We start from the raw sequence: 19,072 nt of genomic DNA, 5'->3' as shown, positions 1-19,072 counted from the left end.
ACGGTCGTTGAGCTCCCACTCGGTCCACGCGCGAATGACGCTGCCGTGCGCGGCATAGAGGTCGACGAACTTCGTGACCCACTCCCGGATGGTCTCCCGGCCGTCCTCGTCGGAGCTGACCGGTCCGAGCGAGGCGCCGAGCGCCTCCATCTCCGACATCGTGTCGATGGCGAGGGCCTTGAACAGGTCCTCCTTGTTGGAGAAGTACAGGTAGAAGGTGCCGTGCGAGGTCTTCGCGGCCTTGACGATGTCGTCGACGCGGGCGCTGTGGAAACCCTGCTGGGCGAAGACCGTGCGGCCGGCGTTGAGCAGGCGCTGCATGGTCTTGCGCCCCTGCGCCCGCAGCTCGCGCTCCTGGGCCGGCGCGCCCCCGACCGCGGCCGCCTTGGCGGGACTCATTGCTGCTTCCAGTTGAAGTACTGCACCTCTACCTTGAGCGGCAGAATGTGCCGGACGTAGAAGGCGTGCAGCTCGAGCATCCCGAAGTCATCGAGCATCTTGTCCTCGAGCACGGTTCGCTCGTCGCGCTCGCTGTAGGCCTTGGCCTTGTCGTAGAAGTCCTCGAGCTCGGCCAGTGTCGACACCGACATGCCGAAGTGGTCGGTCGAGTTGGTGCTCATCGGCTGCTCGTCGGCCTCGATGAACACGAACTGCCCGAACTCGTACGCCATCATCACGAGCCGCTTGCGGTCGATCGTCTCGGTGGGGAGCTCCTGCCAGCCGAAGACCTCGCCGTAGAAGTCGAGGATCGCGGCGCGTCCGGCCTCGTCGAGCATCTCGCTCGGCACGGTCATCGCGACGTGGTTGAACCGAGGGTGGCTCACGTTGGTCTCGGTCACGGTCGCACCAGTGCTTTCGTCGGGATCTCGCCGGCGCGGAGCCGGGTCATCGTGTCGAGCAGGTCGTCCAGCCCGACGTCGTTGGGGCTGACGAGGGCATTGATGGGAAGTCTGCCCGAGGCGAGCAGCTCTAGTGCGGCGGGTATGCCGCCCTCGTCGTAGCAGTAGGCGCCGGTGACGACGAGCTCGTTGAGCAGGATCCGGATCGCGTCGAGGCGCACCGTCATCGCGCCGGTGCCCAGCAGCACCAGCGTGCCGGTCGGGCGGAGCAGGCCGAGGCAGTTGGAGACGGCGTCACCGCGGCCCGACGTCTCGATCACCGTGTGGAACCCGTCCTGGTGGGCCTCCATCGGCAGGTCAGGGACGTTGGGAAGGTCCTCGGGGGCGACCGCGCTGGTCGCGCCGGCCGCAAGCGCCTGCCGGCGCCGAGCATCCGATGGCTCGGACACGGTGACGTCGTCCGCGCCGGCGGCTCGCAGGGCGGCGACGACGAGCAGTCCCAGCGGGCCGCCGCCGCTGACCAGCAGGCGATGCCCGGCGAGTTCCGCCGGGAGCTTCGCGGCGGTGATTCCGTGCAGGGCGACCGCGAGGGGCTCGGCGAGGGCCGCGGTCCGCAGGTCGAGACCCTCCGGGATGCGGTGCAGCGCGCCCGCGGCGCTGACGTGGTACTCCGCGAAGCCGCCGGTGTGCCCGACGGTCGCGTTGCGCAGCGGGTCGGCCACGCAGAGCGCAGGCCGCCCGGCCTTGCACCACTGGCACTGTCCGCACCACGGCGGGCCGCCGACCACCAGGTCGCCTTCGGCCCACTCGGTGACGTCAGCGCCGACCGCGACGACCCGGCCCGACCACTCGTGACCTTCGACCGTGCCCGGAGCCACCCAGCCGTCGAGCACGCCGTGCAGGTCGCTCCCGCAGATGCCGCAGTACTCGATCCGGACCAGCACCTCGCCGGGACCGGGGTCGCGGCGTACGACGTCCTGGACGGCCAGCCGACCCGGACCTTCGGTCACTGCGGCCCTCATCGGTAGTCGAACGCCACCTTGATCGTGCCGGTCTCGCCCTGCCGGGCGATCGCGCCGAACGCGTCGCGCCACCGTTCGAGGGTGAAGCGGTGGGTGAGCATGTCGCTGATGTCGATGCCGCCGGTCGCCGCCCAGTCCAGGTAGTGGGAGATCGCGTGCTTGCGCACGCCGTCGACCTCCTCGACCCCGAAGGCGTTGGAGCCGATCAGGTTGAGCTCCTTGAAGTACCACGGGCTCCACTCGAATCGTCCCGCCTGGCTGACCCCGGTGAGCACCATGCGGCCGCGGGCGCGCAGCAGGCGGACCGACACCTCGAGGGTCTCCGGCGCGGCCACCGTGTCGTAGACGACGTCGACGCCGCCCGGGAAGACCATCGACAGGCCCTGCCACGGCTTGTACAGCTTGGCCTGGCTCCAGTCTGCGACGGCCTCGATCAGCGACTCCTGCGGCGAGTGGAAGAACGCCTTCGCGCCGTGCCGCTCGGCGGCATCGGCCTGGTGCTGCCAGCGCACGATGGCGCCGACCTCGACGGTCGGGTACAGCTTGGCGAGGACCGCCAGCGTGGACAGTCCGAGCGCACCGATTCCGTAGACCAGGACTCGTCCGCCGATCGGCGGCGGGTTGCGCAGCACCGAGTGCAGCGCGACGGAGAACGGGTCGGCGAGTACCGCAATCTCGTCGGCCACCTCGTCGGGGCAGGGGATGGCCATCGAGGTGTGGGCCGGCACCAGCTCGGCGAACCCGCCGCTGGCGGTCTTCGAGTTGCCGGTGTGGATGCCCGGCGCGAGGTGTCCCTCGGTGAAGTGGTGGCAGAGGTTGAAGTCGCCGACCTCGCACGACGGGCACATCGGGGAGATGCCGCGCGGTCCGCAGGACAGCCACGGGTTGAGGACGACGCGCTCGCCGACCCGGCGTCCGGAGGTCGCGCCCGCCTCGACGAGCTCGCCGATCACCTCGTGGCCGAGCACCTGCGGGAAGCTGATCAGCGCGGTCATGGACGAGTCCCCGTCGCCGTCCATGAACACCTGCTTGGCGTCCGACCCGCAGATCCCGCACAGGTTGGTCTTGATGATCACCCAGTCGTCGGCCGGCAGCGCCGGGTCGGGCAGCTCGCGCAGGTCCATCGGGACGCTGGCCAGCGCCTTCAGGTACGGGTGCGCGTCGTCAGGGACGGGGTCGGTCGCAGCCGGACTGACTCCGAACAGCAGTCCGCGCATCAGGCGCCGTCCCCGTGGTCGGCGCCGAGATGGTCGGCGCCGTGCCCGAAGTTCAGGGTCGCGTTGCGCAGCGCGGTGGCCAGGATCGTGTTGGTCGGGTTCTGCGCGCCGCTGCTCGGGAACACCGAGCCGTCGGCGACGAACACGTTGTCCATCCCGTGGACCCGGCCGGTGCCGTCGGTGGCCGACGTACGCGGGTCCTTGCCCATCCGCATGCCACCCATCACGTGAGCGCCGTGCGGGATGTTCGCGCCGGTCAGGCTGTTGACGACGGACTCGGGCAACGCGGCGCCGATCGCGTCGGCGCCGGAGGCCTTGAGCAGCGCGGTGATGAGCGGGATGTAGAACAGCGACGCGATGTGCTCGTGCTTGCCCTGCGAGTAGGTCAGCCTGGGCACCGGCACGCCCCGGAAGTCCTTCACCTTCGGGTCGAGGTCCACCCGGTTGGTCGGATAGGGCAGATCCTCGCCGATGAAGTCGATGCCGGCCAGCCGGTCCCGCAGCAGGCTGGTGCGCATCAGCGTCTTGAAGGTGCTGCCGAACGGCTTGACGCCGGGGGCACTGCCGAGCGCGTCGAGGACGAACTGCAGCTCGGTGCCCTCACCGATGACGTCTTCGCTGCCGCCGATCTCCATGATCCCGCCCCGGAAGTACGGGATGCCGTTGAGCTTCGCGAACGCGCGGGCACCGACGTAGTCGGGATCCGCGAAGTCCTCGCAGCACATCGTGATCGAACGGCCGCGGTAGGCGTGCATCCGCTGGGCGGTGAAGATGCCGAAGCCGTCCATGAAGTTGTGGAACATCATGTCGCGGCCGATCCGGTCGTGCGGGTTCGGCAGGTTCGACAGCAGGGCCAACCGCGACGTCTCGATCGCGGAGCACGACATGACGACGACCTTCGCGTCCATCTTGTGGCGCTTGCCGCGCCGGTCGACGTACCGCACGCCGCTGGCGCGCTTCCCGTCGTGGAGCACCTTGTCGACCATGGTGTCGGCGTGGATCTCGACGTGGCCGGTCTGGTGAGCGTGCTGCATGATCGCGAGTGCGCCGATCCGTGCGCCGATCGGGCAGCCGTAGTCGCTGCACTGGCCGCAGTCGTTGCACGCCGGACGGCCCAGATGGTGGCGCGAGTTGATCGCCATCGGGAACGGGTAGGGGTGCAGCCCGATCGCTCGGCAGCCTTTCGCAACGGTCGTCGACGACAGCTGCTGCGGTCCGGGCGGCATCACGAACCCGCGCTTGCCGGGGGCGTGCCGAAGCACGATGTCCGGGATCGCGTCCTGGTCGCCCTGCGCGCCCATCAGCCGTTCGATCCGCTGGTAGTACGGCGCGATCTCGTCGTAGTCGAACGGCCAGTCCTCGATGTCGGCGCCCGGGAACGGCCCGAGCATCGACTTCTTCGAGAAGTCCACGTCCCAGAAGCGCGGCACCTTCGCGTCCCAGTGAGTGGTGCCGCCTCCCACTACCGAGGCGAGCGGGTTCACGACGCCGACGATCACGTCACCGCCGGCCTTGGCGCGGAACGTGCGTGGCTCCGAGATCGGGTCCGGCTGGTCGAAGTTGCGGTCGAACTTCAGCTCGTCGTTGGAGAACACCGTCTTGATCGGGCCGGGCTTCTCCCACCCGTCGATGTAGCGGGGACCCTTCTCGAACACCACGACGTCCCAGCCGTTGTGGGCGAGCACCATGCTCGTGACCGAGGCGCCTGCGCCGCTGCCGATCACGATCGCGCGCTCACGCATCGGGCTGCTCCGCGCTGTCGACGTTGACGCGGTTGACCCCGAGCATCCGCTGGCGCCGCACGCGGCGGGCGGCACTGACGATGCCGAGGTCGCCGAGGACCGCCTCGAGCGTCGGGGTCAGGACGACGACGTCAGGGCCGTCACTGTGCTCGACCTCGGCCGCGGTGTAGCCACGCCGCTGGGAGTCGCCGGGCCAGTAGACGCTCTTCCAGCCCACCGTGTCGCGGTTGCCGCCGTACTCCGGCACGGCGTACATGCCTTCGATCGTGTTGGTGAAGATGAGGTTGCGTACGTCGCCGAGCTTGGTGAGCACCTGGTCCTGGGTCGACTGGCTGGCCTTGCTGAAGTCGCCGCCCGCAGCCGCGTCGAGCTGCTTGACCGCGGAGCGGTACTGCTTCTGGAGGTGGTGGAGGCGACGGCGCCACGCCCACTCCTGGCGAGGGGCCGGCGACACGAAGTGCTTCATGTAGTTCTCGTGGTCGCCGTACCCGCCGAGGTGCCGGTTGCTCCACGGGCCTCCCGCGAAGATCTTCGGGACCTTGAAGCTGAACGCCGCCAGCATCGTGTCGATGTAGTAGACGACGCCCGCCTCCGTCGCGCCCGGAGAGTTGTAGAGCTTCTCGATCGGGTCGTCGTCGGGCCCGGGCACGAGCCGCGCGGCAGCGGCCTTGATGACCGCGCCCTCGTGCTCGGTGAAGAACCGGAACTTCCGCGCCGGCGCCTTGTCGGCGGCGTTCGTGTCGGCAGCCCTCGCCGGGCGGCCGTCTCGCAGGATGGTCGGACCCAGGGTGAGCAGCGGCGCGGCGCCGATCGCGCCCACCACCTGTCGACGGGACGGCTTGACTTCGTCGGTCACCTGGCTCCTTCCCTGACACGCGTGTCAGCAACGGAGCGAATCGTACGGCGCAGCGCCGCCAGGAGTCGACGGCGGTCAGGTCAGCGGTTGCGCCAGAACAGGAAGACCATGACCGCCTGCAGGCTCGCGTAGCGGGTTCTCGCCGAGACCGGCCGGCGAGCCGCTCCCAGCGCGGCTTCTGCCGCGTCCTTGACCGGGGCGAGCTTCGCCTCGAGCTGCTGGACCGCCTCCTGCGCCGACAGCATCGCCTCGTGGGCGAGGCGTGCCGGGTGGTTGCGGCCGAGCACCAGCTCCGAGCGGCACAACACCCAGGTCCCCGCGACCATCACCAGCCCGCCGATGCACTCGAAGGTGAGGGCGGCGGTCGAGGCGTTGAGGTGTTCGCTGAGGGCGACGATGCCGATCAGCATGCCGACGACCGGCTCGCCGACGGCGATCGTGGGCAGGCCCGCGGTGAGCGGTCCGGCCTTGTACGCCGACTGCATCAGCGCGATCGAGTAGAAGCCGGCCACGATCTGGACCCACATCTCCCACGACAGCGTCTGGGAGAAGTAGCCGTGCACCGACATCTCGTGCAGCGTGTAGTGCGTCAGGGCGTCCTGCAGACCGGACAGGATGCCGGACGCGGCGCCGATCAGCGCCGCTCGCGGGGCGGCCGCGGTCGTCCGTTTGCCGGCCGAGACGCAGAACAGCGCGGCGGCCCACGCCGCCGCGGTGACCAGGAACCACTCGCTCTGCGGCATCGACGGCTTGCCGACGCTGGGCGAGCCGACGCCGAGCAGCAGGGCGAGGCCGAGGCAGACCGCGAGCGCGCCGTACCAGTCGCGTCGGGTCAGCCGCTCCCGGCGCCACGCCGCGGACAGCGGCAACGCGAACAGCAACGCCGTGCACAGGATGGGCTCGACGACCGCGAGGCTGCCGCAGGCGAGCGCGGCCGCCTGCAGGCCGCTGCCGATGAACATCACGATGACGCCGAACACCCAGATCCGGTGCCGGACGAGCTCGAGGATCAGCTTCTTGGAGGACAGGAACAGTCGGTCGGGCGCCTGATGGGCCTCGTGGTACTGCAGCACGTAACCCGCGGCGTAGCACAGGGCGGTCGCAAACGACAGCCCAATCGCGAGGAGGCCGAGGGGAGAGAACATGAGGTATCCAGCGTAAGGACGTCGGGCGCTCGTGTCGCTACCCATCTGACACGAATGTCAGGTTTGTTGGCTGTGTCCTTCGACGAATAAACCCCTGACTAGCCCGATCAGCCGAATCTGAGCGGGTGACTCACCCGAGCGGAAGCTCGTCGAGCGTCTCGTGGCGCACCTTCGGGCCGAGATGGCTGCGGACCAGTCGCAGCGTGGTCGCTCGCCACGGCTGCCCGGCGTACGGCGGCAGGGCCTCGAGCGTCGGGCGAAGGTCGATCGTGCCGTGGCGGGGGCGCCCGATCGTCAGGTGAGGCCGGTACTTGCGGATCTCGAGGTCCAGGCCTGACCGGCGCCCGGCGGCCGAGCACCGGTCGGCGAGATGGCTCAGCTCGGTCAGGTCGCCGTCGATCCCCAGCCAGAGCACCTTCGCCTTGACCGGATCGGCCGGGAAGGAGCCGACCCCGGTCAGGCGCAGTGACAGCGGCGTCGTGCGCTCGGCCGCGCGGCGCAGCCGGTCGGTGAGCTCGGCCACCGTGGCGCCCGGAGTCTCGCCGTAGAACGCCAAAGCGTGCGCCGAGCCCAACGTTCTTGGTCTTTCAGACCCCCTCGAAAGACCAACAAGGTTGGGCTCGACGGGTGGCGAACTTCTCGTCATGCGGGTGTCGATTGTGTCGGTTGTGTCGGGTGTGTCGGTTGTGTCGGTGGTGGCCGTCGCGGGGACATGGCTCGCGGGGACGCCTGCCGGCGCGTCGGCAGGCGTGGCGCAGCCGCCGGTGTTCCAGGTCGGGGCAGCCGTGGTGGGGCTCAACCCGAAGGTGACGGTCTACTCCGGCGGGTTCGGCGTGAGCCCGCCGATCAAGCCGGGCAGCGTCATCGGGCCGCGGCTGTCGGCACGGGCGATGTACATCAGCAACGGCACGACCGCGGTCGAGTTCGCGTTGGTGGACGCGCAGGCCGAGTTCGCGGCCTACCAGGAAGGGCCCGAGTACGGCATCACGGCGGCGAGGACGCAGGCCGCCAAGCAGATCGACGCCGCCGGTCACGGCCCGTCGATCAGCGCGGCCGACATCATCGTCTCGGCCACCCACAGCCACTCGGCCCCGACGCTGGAAGGGCTGTGGGGACCGGTCCCCACGGCGTACCTGAAGGCGGTCACCGCCGCCGAGACGAAGGCGCTGGTCGAGGCGGCGGCCGCGGCACGGCCGGCCTACCTGCGTTTCGGGACCGCGAACGCCTCCTCGCTCGATCTCGTCGCAGCGTCCCAGTACGACGCCTTCGCAGGCTGGGCCGACGACCCGTTGCTGACCGTCCTGCAGGCGGTCAGCCCGCAGACGGGGGCGACGATCGCGACGTACGCGACCGTCCCGGCGCACCCGGACATCGTCAACGGCGAGCGGATCCGCCATCTGACGACCGACTATCCCGGCCTGGTGCACGCGGCGTTGCAACGCCAGCTCGGCGGCGTCGCGATCGTCGGGCCGGCGACGCTGGGCCGCGAGGAGACGCCGGTGCAGGCCACCGACATCCCCGAGGACCACGTGTTCGCCGCGAACGTCCTCGACCTCGTCGACTCGGCGCTCGCTCGCGCGCAGCCGGTCATGAGCAACCGGCTTGCCGCCTCCCAGCGGATGATCCAGATCCCCGGCACCGGCGCACTGCTGCTTGCGCTCGTGAGTGCCAACAACCTGCCCGACGCGCAGAAGCGACAGATCGAGAACGTGCTCGGGCAGTACCCGGTCGACCGCGCCGACGTCCCGCCGTACCAGACGGGCCTCGACGTCGGCACCTGGGTGACCGCGCTGCGCGTGGGCGATCTCGCCTACGTGTCCATGCCGGGGGAGCCGTTCCCGGAGATCCGCCACGCGTTGCAGCGCGCCGCCCCCGGCGCGACGGTCATCGCCCTGTCGAAGGGGCAGGACGACCTCGGCTACTTCTACCCCGCGTACGTAACGCCGTTCACGGAGATCTACCCGTCGGACACCTTCACCAACTCGGCGTCTGCGCTGACCGGCGACCTGGTGGTCGCGGGCCAGGAGGCCAACCTGTCGGCGGTCGGCTTCGCGACCACTCCGCAGGTGCTCGATCCGGTCAGCACCCAGCCCCTGCAGGCCCTCGACCCCGGCCTGCAGGTCGTCGGCGGCCCGTTCGTCACCGACGCCGGGCCTGACGGCAAGGCGCGGGTACGGATGATCGCGACGTACTCCCCGCCTGACCTGCCCGAGGCGACGACCGCCGACGGGCTGCCGGTGGGCAGCATCGACATCAAGGAGAACCCGACCGGCAAGGTGCACTGGAGCTTCGGTGCGGTGACCGGCTACCACGACTTCTCGGGTTCGGACCTGAAGCCCTACATCGTCACGCACGCGTTCGGCGTCGGCGTGCACCACGTCACCGCGCGCATCCTCGACGCAGCCGGCCAACCGGTGACGACCTCGTTCACGGTGCACGTGTACGCCCCGCTGCGCGTCTCGCTCACCGGCGGGCGCGTCGTGGTGCGCGGGGGAGACGGCCACGTGCTTGCCACTCGGTGGAGCGAGGACCGGCGAACCGTGACGGTGACCGACGGCACTGGCACGATGGCTCGCGCCATGAGGATCGGCTGACTCGACTCGATCCCGTTCGAGGGCGAGCCTTCCGGGCCGCTGCTAGTCTCGGCCAGACGCGCCGCTAGCTCAGTTGGTTAGAGCAGCTGACTCTTAATCAGCGGGTCCGGGGTTCGAGTCCCTGGCGGCGCACCATCGTCGATCTGGCCTTTCGTCCTCGGGCGGAGGGCCAGCGTCGGCTTCGGTTCCGGTCGGTCGTGACCGAGTCCGTTACAGAACGGCGCCGCGACCGGGCAGCAGCGGGAAGGACCGGTCCGCGCGCGAGGGCATGATGTAGTTCGCGCGACGCCGGACCTTGATGAACGCGTTGATGCCGTTGTTCTTGGTCGCGGTCACCTTCTTGTTGATGTTGTGCGCGCCGTTGGCGTTCATCGCGTTGCGGGTGACGACGAAGTCCTCGATGGTGCGCTGCACCGCGACGAAGTGCAGGCCGGCGTAGCCGTCGTCGGTGGTGTTGAAGTCGCGGCGGATGATCAGCGGGCTGCCGTGTTTGCGAGCCTGTGCGGTCGCCTGGGAGTGCCCGACCATGCCGTAGGTGTGGATCGCCGAGGCGATCTGCTTGGTGTTGGCGGAAGTGTCGGTCTTGTCCTCGATGATCCGCTGCTCGGCGGCGGCATCGGTCTCCGGGGAGTACATCAGCGCCCGGCGGTCCTGCTCGGAGAGCTTGCGGTACCAGTCGCCCAGCGTCTCGCGCATGTAGCTCACATGCATCGTGGTGCCGCCGGCGAACGGTCCGTCCTTGATCGTGACGGCGTCCTCGCTGGCCTGGTTCTTGCGAAGGCCCGACTTGAAGCCCATGAACAACGGCGAGCCTGCGGGGACCGGGTTACCGGCGGGGATGCCCTTGACGTCCTGACGCCTCGCCGGGATGCCGACCCCGGTGAACCCGGTACGGGTCTCCCGCCACGTGAGGGCGGGCTTGAGGGACAGCGAACCGTTGACGCCGTGCAGCTTGTGGCCACGGACCAGGGCGGCCTCGACCTGGTCGAGCCGGGCGTCGTCGTCGCAGGCGAGGTGGATGCACACGTCGTAGTTGTCGATCTCCGGGTGCTCGAAACTCGACAGCTTGGTCGCCTCGGGGATCGGCGACCGGACCCCGAGGAGCCGGAAGTAGCTCGGCCCCCAGCTCACCGTGAACAGCAGGCCGGTGTGGCTCCAGTGGAAGTGGCGCTCGAGCACCCGCAGCCGCGACTCGAGCAGTCGCGCGTGCGCCGGCGTCGGAGTGCCTCGTACGTCGAAGAACATCAGCCGGTCGTACTTGGGCGCCGTCCCGTTGCCGTAGGCGTCCTTGGCGGTGTAGTCACCCCACGCGTGCTGACGGGCCGGTAGCCCGTGCGGCTGGGTGCCGAGCGGCACCATCTTCGGCCTCGTGCTCGCGAACGCCCGCTTCGTGCCGCGCCCGAGTGCAACCCCACCCGCCGTCAGTGCAGACGCTCCCGCGACGAATCGGCGACGCGTCAGGCCCCGGCGTACTGCATCCGAGTTCTCCTGCATCGCCGGAACATACACGAATCGACAGCGCTCGATACGCTGCCGCCGAGCACCCGGAGTCGAACGCGTGGAGGCGGTCATGAGAGGCAGAGCTGCTCGCGGAAGTGCCCGGCCGCGTTGGGCGGTCGTGCCGGCGATCGCAGCGCTGGTCGTGTTGGGTTCGGCCGCCGCTTCCGGTGCCACGGCGGGCAAGGCACCGGCGCACGTCAGGCCGACCGTGAGCGTCGCCAAGACCTACGTCGGGCCCCTGCTGGTCGACAAGACCGGCTACACGATCTACATGTTCGCGCGCGACAAGCCCAACAAGGACGTGTGCCGGACGATCAAGGGCTGCGAGAAGGACTGGCCAGCCGTGACGACGGCCGGCAAGCCCGTGGTGGGCCCGGGGGTGAAGAGGTCGCTGCTCGGCACGATTCCCTACCAGGGCAAGCTCCGGGAGCTCACTTACAAAGGCCACCCGCTGCACACCTATCGCTTCGACACTGGCCCGCGGTCGGTGATCAACATCGGCAACCGCCAGTTCCACGGCGCGTGGTACGCGCTCAACGCCAACGGCGGACTGGTCAAGTAAGTCGGCACGTCGGCAGGTCAGGACAACCCGCTTCGGCGGAGGGGAGAGCATTGTGCAAGCGCGTCTGGTGAGGGTTCTCTTCCTCATACCGGTCCTGGCCGGTAGTGCGGTGGGGGTCGGGCTGAGCGGCTCCGCCGCGGCCGGCCCGGCGCGCGCGGCGGTGTCGAGCGCCGCCGCGGCGCCAGCCGCTCGCGGCGCCGACGGCAGGGTCCTGCGGGTGGGCACCTACCACCACATCAAGGGCCAGTTCGCCACGATCCAGGCCGCGGTCGACGCCGCCCGCCCGGGCGACTGGATCCTCGTCGCACCCGGGGACTACAAGACGACGACGAGCCGGGCGCCGGCCGACAGTCCCGACATCCCGTCGGGGGTCCTGGTGACCACGCCCGACATCACGATCCGCGGGATGAACCGCAACACGGTCGTGGTCGACGGGACCAAGCCCGGTTACCCGCAGTGCAGCAGCGACCCGGCGGCACAGAACTACGGCCCGAAGCACGAAGGGCTCAACGGCATCGTCGCCTACCAGGCCGACAACGTGAACGTCGAAAACCTCACCGCGTGCAACTTCCTGAGCGGCCCGGGCGGTGACACCGGCAACGAGATCTGGTGGGACGGCCTCAACAGCAAGAACCGGATCCACGGGTGGGGCTTCCTCGCGACCTACCTGTCGGCCACGTCCACCTTCTACAACGGGGTGTCCGACGCCGCGGCGTACGGGTTGTTCTCCAGCGCCTGGCAGGGCGGGGTGTTCGCGCACGACTACGCGAGCAACTTCGACGACGCGGGCTACTACATCGGCGCCTGCCAGCAGCTGTGCACGCAGATCATTCGTGACAGCCGGTCGGAGTTCAACGCGCTGGGCTACTCCGGCAGCAACTCGGGCGGCACGATGCTGATCGAGCACAACCGCTTCGACCACAACGAGGACGGCTTCGACACCAACAGCCAGAACGGCGACAACCCGCCGCCGCAGAACGGCGCATGCCCGAAGGGCATCAAGCCGCCGATCAAGGGCGCTCCGACGTGCTGGGTGCTCTACCAGAACGTGTTCGCGAACAACAACAACCCGAACGTGCCGAAGTCCGGCGAGGCGGCGCAGGGCCCGGTCGGCACCGGGGCGTCGTTCTCCGGCGCCCGCAACGACACCGTGATGGACAACAAGTTCGTCAACAACGGCTCCTGGGGCACGATCATCGTCCCGTTCCCGGACAGCGGCGGGCCGTGCACCGGGGGCACTCCGAACTTCGTCGTGACCGGTCCGGGCAGCTGTCTGTACGACGAGTACGGCGATGCGCTGATCGGCAACACCTACACGCACAACGGTTTCTTCGGGAACCCGACCAACGGCGACTTCGACCAGCTCAACCTCGAGAACAACGAGCCGACCGACTGCTACCACGGCAACACCGACACCAGCGGGAAGCTGACCTCGGACTCGGCGACGCTGCAGAGCAGTCACCCGTCGTGCACGGGCCAGGACGTTCCGGCGAACCTCAACCCGCTGTTCCTGGACGAGGTGCTGTGCAACACCCAGGTGGCGCTCGTGGCCGGCGTGAGCGTCCCGTGCCTGCCGACCGACCACTACCCGCGGCTGACGCACGTGGTCATGCACCCGCTGCCGAAGCACCTCGAGTCGATGCCGAACGCATGCGCCGGCGTCCCGGCGAACCCATGGTGTCGGCGCTGAGGCGGTACCGACCCTGACGCGTGCGTCAGGCAACCGGTAACGTCCTCGCCATGCTCGAGAAGGAACGCGCACAGCTGGCCGCGGCTTGTCATCGGGTCGCCGCGAAAGGTCTCGTCACCGGTACGGCGGGCAACCTGTCGATCCGGGCCGACGAGCACGTGGTGATCACCCCGACCGGCGGCGTGCTCGAGGAGCTGACTGCGCAGATGATGACCGTCGTCGACTTCGACGGGCAGATCGTCGACGGCGACCTCGCTCCGACCTCGGAGCTCGAGCTGCACCTGCTCGTCTACAAGAAGTCGTTCGCGAAGGCAGTCGCGCACGCGCACGGGCTGGCCTCCACCGCGGTGGCGTGCACCCACACCGAGCTGCCCGTCATCCACTACAGCCAGCTGATGCTCGGCGGGTCGGTGCGCACCGCGCCGTACGCCACCTTCGGCAGTCCCGAGCTCGCGCAGAACGTCGCCACCGCCCTGGAAGGCAAGACCGCTGCGCTCATGGCCAACCACGGCTCCGTGGCGCACGGGCAGACCATCGAGGGGGCCTGCGAGACCCTCGAGATGCTCGAGTGGTGCTGCGAGCTCTACAGCCGCGCGACCTCCCTCGGCACGCCGACACTGCTCACCGACGCGGACCTGCAGAAGGTCATCGAGGCGGCGATGAAGCGCGGCTACGGCACGACGAAGAAGGCCAACCAGGCCTAGCGCGGGACCGACAGGGACCCGACCGGCAGGGACGCCTGGTTCTTGCGGCACGGCTGGTTGAGGATGGTGTCGCACCTCGGCATGGGCGGCACTGCCCGGTCACTGCTGCGCAGGTCGCCGAGCACGATCGCCGACGGGTGCCTCGCGTCGGAGTAGATGCTGTTGACGCCCGGGATGTTGAGGAAGTTCAGTGACCAGCCGCCGGTCAGCCCGGTCGGCGCATCGATCCACAACCGGATCCGCGAGCCCTTGCGGAACACGTAGTCGAACGGGTCGAGCTGGATCCGCAGGTACGTCGGCTTGCCGGGCGTGAGGTCCTCGACGTCGGCGGCCTGGTCGGTCTGCACCGGCGCCAGCACGGTCGAGCGCTTCACCGCGAGCTTGCGGCGCGACGCGCGTAGCCAGCCGCGGTCGATGTAGACCTCCTGGCCATCCGGGCGTACCTCGGTCAACGTGATCTGCAGGTCGGTGTCGGGCGCGGTCGAGCTCAGCCAGAGGTTCGCCGACCCGGAGCCGAACAGCTCCGTGTCGTGGGTGAGCGCCGGCGTCGTGTACGCCAGCGATCCGCCGGTCGGGTCGCCGCTCTTCCACAGCAGGTTGTGCTGGCCGACGACCACCCCGTCCTCGTTACCGAGGTCCGGCAGCGGGTAGACGTAGCTCCTCGCCGGGGCGGTCGCCGACTTCGGCGGGGTGAGCGACAGGCTGCCGTCGGAGTTGAAGTAGAACGAGATCGGTCGCACCGGCATCGAGGCGTACGACGGGTACGTCGTCACCCAGCTCGGCACGTTGTGGCCGGCGCTGTCGACATGCGCCTCGTGCCACAGCTGCACGTGCGGGGTGGTGCGCGCGAAGCCGTTGTGCACGCCCTTGACGAACCGGTCGAAGAACGCGACCAGCTCGTCGGTGACCCGCGGGATCGACAGCTCGCACATGCCGTGGTAGCCGTTGCTCGCCACGACCCAGGTGGTCTTCGGGTCGAGCTGGCTCAGGTACGACGAGCCGCGGCTGGACACCTCGTCGTCCTGCCAGGTGAAGCATCCGAACGTCGGGATGTGGATCCGCTCGACGTTGGCGCCGGGCTCGTGCTGCTGCCACCATGCCCCGTCGTAGGCGTGCTGGAAGCCCTGCAACGCGACGTTGTGGAACGGCAGCTCGGCGAGGTTCTCCAGCATCGACGCGACGCAGCCGGGGTCCTTCGTCTTCAGCGCTTGATCGAGACCGCTGCGATAGGAGTTGAGCGGCTGGTCGACCCCGGCCCAGAAGGCCCCGAACCCGAGGTTGGCCATGCCGCCCGGGTAGGCGACGTCGCGATACATGTCGGTGGTGACCTGGAACGGTGCGATGGCGTCGAGATGGGCGGGATGCAGCCCGGCGACGCCGAGCTGGGTGATGCCGGGGAAGGAGTCGCCGATCATGCCGACCCGGCCGTTCGACCACGGCTGGCGAGCCACCCACTCGACCGCGGCAGCGCCGTCGCGCCACTCCTGGTCGGTGAACGCGTCGAAGATGCCGGTCGAGCAGCTGGTGCCCCGGATGCTCACGCCGATCACGGCGAAGCCCGCCGCCAGCAACGCGTGCGCCGACGCCACGTCGTTGCAGGCCAGCGCACCCGGTCCTTCGCAGTAGCCGTCGTACACCATCGCGGTCGGGTACTTGCCGGTCGCCGATGGCAGGTCGACGGTGTACTCGAGCTTCGCGCCGGGCACCGGGATGAAGCCCTGGATCGCCACGGTGGTCGACGTGACGGTCGACGTCACGGTCGACGTCGTGGCCGGGCGAGCGGACGGCGCAGCGGCGGCCGCCGAGCCGACCGCCGGGACCGCCGTGACGAGCAGCGTCACGGCGGCGCCGAGACCGCACAGACCTTTGCGCATGCTCAGTACTTAGCCGCCAGCGCCGCATCACCTGCCCGCAATAGGCTCGGCACTCGACGAAGGGGGGGCAGCATGCCCACATCGGATCGGGTCATCGGTGCCGGCGCGTGGCTGCTCGAGACCGGGCACCGCACGTTGCTGGCGCTGACCTTCGGCCGCTTCCCGAAGACCATCCTCGGGATGAGGCCGATCGAGCTGCACGTGCGCGGCAGAAAGTCGGGCAAGCGGTACTCCACGATGCTGACGGCACCCGTCGTCGACGGGGAACGCATCGTCATCGTCGCCTCGAAAGGCGGCTCGCAGGACCACCCCGACTGGTACAAGAACCTCGCCGCCAACCCGGACGTCGAGATCACGATCGACGGCGCGACCAAGCCGATGACGGCGCGGACGGCGTCGCCGACCGAGAAGGCGCAGCTGTGGCCGCAGATCGTCGCCGCCTACAAGGGCTACGCGGGGTACCAGCGCAACACCGACCGTGACATCCCGGTCGTGATCTGCGAGCCGCGCGACACGGCGAGCCGACCCTGACGCGCGTGTCACCTACCCGCTAGCGTCCGCAAGATGGACCTCAACGAGACCCGCCAGCGGATCATCTACGAAAAGGACGGCCCGATCGCCCGGGTGATCCTGAACTGGCCGGAGAAGGCCAACGCCCAGGACCAGGTGCTGGCCGAAGAGGTGGACGCCGCGCTGTACGACGCGGAGCGCGACTACGACATCAAGGTCGTGATCCTCAAGGCGAACGGGAAGGGCTTCTGCTCCGGCCACATCGTCGCGAACATGGCGCAGGCCTACCCCGCCTTCGCGGAGGAGACGGCTGCGCGCGGCAGCGCGTGGAAGGCCCAGAGCGACATCTTCGTCAAGCCGGTCATGAACCTGTGGGAGTTCGCCAAGCCGACGATCGCCGCGGTACACGGCTACTGCGTCGGCGGCGGCACCCACTACGGGCTCACGACCGACATGGTCATCGCGTCCGAGGACGCCTACTTCGGCTACCCGCCGCTGCAGGGGTTCGGCATGCCGTCCGGCGAGTGCTCGATCGAGCCGTGGGTGTTCATGAACTGGCGCCGCGCGGCGTACTACCTCTACACCTCGCAGACGCTCAGTGCGGCGGAGGCGCTCGAGTACGGCCTCGTCAACGAAGTCGTCCCGCGCGAACAGCTCGAGGACCGGGTCGAAGCGATCGCGCGGCACGTCGCTCAGGCGCCGCTCACGACGTTGATGGCCACCAAGGCCAACCTCAAGCGGGCGTGGGAGCTCATGGGCATGCGGGTGCACTGGCAGAGCTCGAACGACCTCGTGACGCTGGCCTCGATGAGCAAGGACGTGCAGGCGCTCATCGGTCAGGTGCTGCAGGGCAACATGAAGCCCGCCGAGATGGCGCGTCGCCAGGCGGCGGCCGCGGATGAAAGCGCCGCCGCGAGCGAGTAGTTTGTGCAGGTGCTCAGCACCCGCACCATCACGGTGACGCCGATCGCCGGCGCGCTCGGCGCCGAGATCAGCGGGGTCGACCTCAGCGTCGATCTCGACGACGACGTCGTCGCGGAGATCCGCAGCGCGTGGCTCGAGCACCTGGTGGTGTTCTTCCGTGACCAGCCGATCAGCGACGAGCAGTTCGTGCGACTCGCGAAGCGCTTCGGGCCGATCGGCGCCTACCCGCTGGTGCCCGGGATCCCCGGCCACCCGGAGATCATCGCGGTGCTCAAGGAGCCGCACGAGACCGTCAACTTCGGCGGCATCTGGCACTCCGACACCACTTATCTCGAACGCCCGCCGATGGCCACCATGCTGCTGGCCCGCGAGATCCCGCCGTACGGCGGCGACACCTTGTTCGCCAACCAGTACGCGGCCTACGACGCGCTGTCGCCGAAGCTGCGGGAGATCCTCGACGGTCTTCGTGCGGTCAACAGCTCGGCGCGGGCGGATGTCAGCAAGACCCGCGAGGATCGCATCCGCGGGCTGGAGGGCGTCGAGCCGCAGGACTTCGAGTCCGTGCATCCGGTGGTCCGTACGCATCCCGAGACCGGGCGCAAGGCGCTCTACGTCAACGTCGCGCACACCGCGCGCTTCGACGGCATGACCGAAGCCGAGAGCGAGCCGCTGCTGCGCTTCCTCTACGCCCACCAGGTCAAGCCGGAGTTCACCTGCCGGTTCAACTGGCAGGTCGGCTCGTTGGCGATGTGGGACAACCGCTGCGCCCAGCACAACCCGGTCAACGACTACCACGGCCATCGACGGCTGTTGCACCGCATCACCCTCGAAGGCGACGTACCCGCCTAGGAAGTGCCTGCGGCCTCGGCGGAGTCCTTCAGCGAGCGGTGCTCGATGAAGCTGATCCGGCCGTTGGCCTCGAGGATCGCCCAGCGAACGTCTGCGAAGGACATGATCTGCTGCAGCCGCATCTCCTCGGCGACGTCGTCGGCGGTCAGCCGGTTGCGCCGCAGGTTCGCCTCGACCAGCTTGCCGTCGTCGATCAGCACGACCGGTCGGCCCTCGAGCAGACGACGTACGGTGCGCGAGCGGAAGCCGGCATACGCGGTCGCCACCTGGAGCACCGCGAACGTCGAGATGACGATGATCGCGCCGGTCACTGAATAGTCGTCCTGGGTCAGGCCCTGCTGGATCGCGTCGCCCATCACGATCAGCAGGACCAGGTCGACCGCGGTCAGCGAGGACAGCTCACGGCGCCCGACGACACGCATGAGCACGACGACGAAGAAGTACAGGACGATCGTCCGCAGCGCGATGTCCATCAGGCCTCGACCTCCAGTCGGCTGACGGTCACGGCACGACCGCCAGCGTTCGGGTGAGGGTGGCCGCAGTGGTCCCGTCGCTGCGCACAGTGAGGGTCTGCGACCGGTTGCTCAGGCTCGTCGGGTTGATCTGGTAGTCCAGGTACTCCGTGAAGGGCTGACCCGGCTTCAGCGTCCCGATGCTGAACACCAGCGACCCGTCCGGACCGCTGGTCTCGTTGGTCGGCGAGGGCTCTTCAGTGTTCATCGTGAGCCCGTCGACCCAGCCCGGGCTCAGGACGAGCTGAGCGTCGGGAAGTACCGCATCCGCCGAGATGGTCACCTTGGCCTGGAACAGCAGGCCGGGCCGGACCGTCGACGGCGCGCGCAGCGTCAGGTCGGCGAGCGGACCGTGGACGTGCTCGGTCGTCGCTCGCTGGCCGAAGACGTTGCACAGCGCGGCGACGACGATCCCGGTGAGGACCGCCATCCCGACCCATCGCGGCCACGGCAGGCCGGCGTCTCGCCGGTGAGACTCGATCGGTTCGACAGCATCGGCCATGACGGGGCGAACCTGCCCGCCGCCGCCGCG

General features: G+C 69.1%; 19 protein-coding genes and 1 tRNA gene. 8 read left to right on the top strand and 12 right to left on the bottom strand.

Annotation, left to right across the window (positions count from 1 at the left end; genetic code table 11):
- The 8 genes from VG899_05625 to thpR form a co-directional block, all read right to left on the bottom strand.
- Positions 1–399, bottom strand: a 399-nt coding sequence (locus VG899_05625; protein ID HWA65832.1) for a helix-turn-helix domain-containing protein, incomplete at its 3' end; no start/stop codon positions are given.
- The gene (locus VG899_05620) at positions 396–839 is read right to left on the bottom strand and encodes a hypothetical protein (GenBank protein ID HWA65831.1); all 444 of its coding nucleotides are present in this window, start codon (positions 837–839) and stop codon (positions 396–398) included. The genes VG899_05625 and VG899_05620, both read right to left, overlap by 4 nt.
- Positions 836–1,861 carry an alcohol dehydrogenase catalytic domain-containing protein gene (locus VG899_05615; protein HWA65830.1) on the bottom strand — a complete coding sequence of 342 codons (1,026 nt, stop codon included), beginning with the start codon at positions 1,859–1,861 and terminating at the stop codon, positions 836–838. The genes VG899_05620 and VG899_05615 overlap by 4 nt, the downstream gene beginning before the upstream one ends.
- Positions 1,858–3,078, bottom strand: a complete 1,221-nt coding sequence (locus tag VG899_05610) for a zinc-binding dehydrogenase (GenBank protein HWA65829.1) — start codon at positions 3,076–3,078, stop codon at positions 1,858–1,860. The genes VG899_05615 and VG899_05610 overlap by 4 nt, the downstream gene beginning before the upstream one ends.
- Entirely contained in the window at positions 3,078–4,820 is a 1,743-nt protein-coding gene (locus VG899_05605; protein HWA65828.1) for a GMC family oxidoreductase, read from the bottom strand. The genes VG899_05610 and VG899_05605 overlap by 1 nt, the downstream gene beginning before the upstream one ends.
- Complete coding sequence (locus VG899_05600) at positions 4,813–5,676, bottom strand: gluconate 2-dehydrogenase subunit 3 family protein (GenBank protein HWA65827.1); 864 nt, start codon at positions 5,674–5,676, stop codon at positions 4,813–4,815. The genes VG899_05605 and VG899_05600 overlap by 8 nt, the downstream gene beginning before the upstream one ends.
- Before the next feature lie 80 nt (positions 5,677–5,756).
- Positions 5,757–6,821, bottom strand: a complete 1,065-nt coding sequence (locus VG899_05595; protein HWA65826.1) for a DMT family transporter — start codon at positions 6,819–6,821, stop codon at positions 5,757–5,759.
- Positions 6,822–6,951: 130 nt separating this feature from the next.
- The gene (gene thpR / locus VG899_05590; GenBank protein HWA65825.1) at positions 6,952–7,395 is read right to left on the bottom strand and encodes an RNA 2',3'-cyclic phosphodiesterase; all 444 of its coding nucleotides are present in this window, start codon (positions 7,393–7,395) and stop codon (positions 6,952–6,954) included.
- 70 nt (positions 7,396–7,465) lie between these two features.
- On the opposite strand from thpR, the gene VG899_05585 reads away from it, so the two are divergent.
- Together VG899_05585 and VG899_05580 are read left to right on the top strand one after the other, a co-directional pair.
- On the top strand, positions 7,466–9,415 hold the full coding sequence (locus VG899_05585; protein HWA65824.1) for a hypothetical protein: 1,950 nt from the start codon (positions 7,466–7,468) through the stop codon (positions 9,413–9,415).
- Between the two features lie 58 nt (positions 9,416–9,473).
- A tRNA-Lys gene (locus tag VG899_05580) sits at positions 9,474–9,550 on the top strand.
- A 75-nt stretch (positions 9,551–9,625) separates the two neighbouring features.
- On the opposite strand, the gene VG899_05575 is transcribed toward VG899_05580, so the two are convergent.
- Positions 9,626–10,909 (bottom strand): hypothetical protein, encoded by a 1,284-nt coding sequence (locus VG899_05575; protein HWA65823.1) that lies wholly within the window; start codon positions 10,907–10,909, stop codon positions 9,626–9,628.
- A 76-nt stretch (positions 10,910–10,985) separates the two neighbouring features.
- Here VG899_05575 and VG899_05570 point away from each other — a divergent pair, with 76 nt between their 5' ends.
- The 3 genes from VG899_05570 (at position 10,986) to VG899_05560 (ending at position 13,871) form a co-directional block, all read left to right on the top strand.
- The gene (locus VG899_05570; GenBank protein ID HWA65822.1) at positions 10,986–11,477 is read left to right on the top strand and encodes a hypothetical protein; all 492 of its coding nucleotides are present in this window, start codon (positions 10,986–10,988) and stop codon (positions 11,475–11,477) included.
- Between the two features lie 67 nt (positions 11,478–11,544).
- Positions 11,545–13,167 (top strand): hypothetical protein, encoded by a 1,623-nt coding sequence (locus tag VG899_05565; protein HWA65821.1) that lies wholly within the window; start codon positions 11,545–11,547, stop codon positions 13,165–13,167.
- A gap of 50 nt (positions 13,168–13,217) precedes the next feature.
- The gene (locus VG899_05560; GenBank protein HWA65820.1) at positions 13,218–13,871 is read left to right on the top strand and encodes a class II aldolase/adducin family protein; all 654 of its coding nucleotides are present in this window, start codon (positions 13,218–13,220) and stop codon (positions 13,869–13,871) included.
- Here the strand turns inward: VG899_05560 and VG899_05555 are convergent.
- Positions 13,868–15,745 carry a CocE/NonD family hydrolase gene (locus VG899_05555; GenBank protein ID HWA65819.1) on the bottom strand — a complete coding sequence of 626 codons (1,878 nt, stop codon included), beginning with the start codon at positions 15,743–15,745 and terminating at the stop codon, positions 13,868–13,870. The two genes, VG899_05560 and VG899_05555, sit on opposite strands and share 4 nt — an antisense overlap.
- 72 nt (positions 15,746–15,817) lie before the next feature.
- Here VG899_05555 and VG899_05550 point away from each other — a divergent pair, with 72 nt between their 5' ends.
- From VG899_05550 to VG899_05540, 3 genes are read left to right on the top strand one after another with little or no spacing between them, the layout of a single operon-like run.
- Positions 15,818–16,276 (top strand): nitroreductase/quinone reductase family protein, encoded by a 459-nt coding sequence (locus tag VG899_05550; protein ID HWA65818.1) that lies wholly within the window; start codon positions 15,818–15,820, stop codon positions 16,274–16,276.
- Positions 16,277–16,309: 33 nt separating this feature from the next.
- Positions 16,310–17,179: an enoyl-CoA hydratase/isomerase family protein gene (locus tag VG899_05545; GenBank protein HWA65817.1), complete on the top strand. Its 870-nt coding sequence runs from the start codon at positions 16,310–16,312 to the stop codon at positions 17,177–17,179.
- 9 nt (positions 17,180–17,188) lie between these two features.
- Positions 17,189–18,028 carry a TauD/TfdA family dioxygenase gene (locus VG899_05540; protein HWA65816.1) on the top strand — a complete coding sequence of 280 codons (840 nt, stop codon included), beginning with the start codon at positions 17,189–17,191 and terminating at the stop codon, positions 18,026–18,028.
- On the opposite strand, the gene VG899_05535 is transcribed toward VG899_05540, so the two are convergent.
- Together VG899_05535 and VG899_05530 are read right to left on the bottom strand one after the other, a co-directional pair.
- Positions 18,025–18,501: a DUF421 domain-containing protein gene (locus VG899_05535; protein HWA65815.1), complete on the bottom strand. Its 477-nt coding sequence runs from the start codon at positions 18,499–18,501 to the stop codon at positions 18,025–18,027. The genes VG899_05540 and VG899_05535 overlap by 4 nt on opposite strands.
- Positions 18,502–18,529: 28 nt before the next feature.
- Positions 18,530–19,042 carry a hypothetical protein gene (locus VG899_05530; protein ID HWA65814.1) on the bottom strand — a complete coding sequence of 171 codons (513 nt, stop codon included), beginning with the start codon at positions 19,040–19,042 and terminating at the stop codon, positions 18,530–18,532.
- Between the last annotated feature and the right edge of the window lie 30 nt (positions 19,043–19,072).

It is taken from the genome of Mycobacteriales bacterium (assembly GCA_035550055.1).
Classification (GTDB): domain Bacteria; phylum Actinomycetota; class Actinomycetes; order JAFAQI01; family JAFAQI01; genus DASZTV01.
The sequence above is the reverse complement of the archived record's forward strand: the minus strand, read 5'-3'. Positions and strand labels throughout refer to the sequence as shown.

Coding starts and splice junctions, on each gene's coding strand:
- VG899_05615 (HWA65830.1), bottom strand. CDS start 1,861: ATGAGGGCCGCAGTGACCGAAGGTCCGGGTCGGCTGGCCGTCCAGGAC.
- VG899_05610 (HWA65829.1), bottom strand. CDS start 3,078: ATGCGCGGACTGCTGTTCGGAGTCAGTCCGGCTGCGACCGACCCCGTC.
- VG899_05605 (HWA65828.1), bottom strand. CDS start 4,820: ATGCGTGAGCGCGCGATCGTGATCGGCAGCGGCGCAGGCGCCTCGGTC.
- VG899_05595 (HWA65826.1), bottom strand. CDS start 6,821: ATGTTCTCTCCCCTCGGCCTCCTCGCGATTGGGCTGTCGTTTGCGACC.
- VG899_05585 (HWA65824.1), top strand. CDS start 7,466: ATGCGGGTGTCGATTGTGTCGGTTGTGTCGGGTGTGTCGGTTGTGTCG.
- VG899_05575 (HWA65823.1), bottom strand. CDS start 10,909: ATGCAGGAGAACTCGGATGCAGTACGCCGGGGCCTGACGCGTCGCCGA.
- VG899_05570 (HWA65822.1), top strand. CDS start 10,986: ATGAGAGGCAGAGCTGCTCGCGGAAGTGCCCGGCCGCGTTGGGCGGTC.
- VG899_05560 (HWA65820.1), top strand. CDS start 13,218: ATGCTCGAGAAGGAACGCGCACAGCTGGCCGCGGCTTGTCATCGGGTC.
- VG899_05555 (HWA65819.1), bottom strand. CDS start 15,745: ATGCGCAAAGGTCTGTGCGGTCTCGGCGCCGCCGTGACGCTGCTCGTC.
- VG899_05550 (HWA65818.1), top strand. CDS start 15,818: ATGCCCACATCGGATCGGGTCATCGGTGCCGGCGCGTGGCTGCTCGAG.
- VG899_05545 (HWA65817.1), top strand. CDS start 16,310: ATGGACCTCAACGAGACCCGCCAGCGGATCATCTACGAAAAGGACGGC.
- VG899_05535 (HWA65815.1), bottom strand. CDS start 18,501: ATGGACATCGCGCTGCGGACGATCGTCCTGTACTTCTTCGTCGTCGTG.
- VG899_05530 (HWA65814.1), bottom strand. CDS start 19,042: ATGGCCGATGCTGTCGAACCGATCGAGTCTCACCGGCGAGACGCCGGC.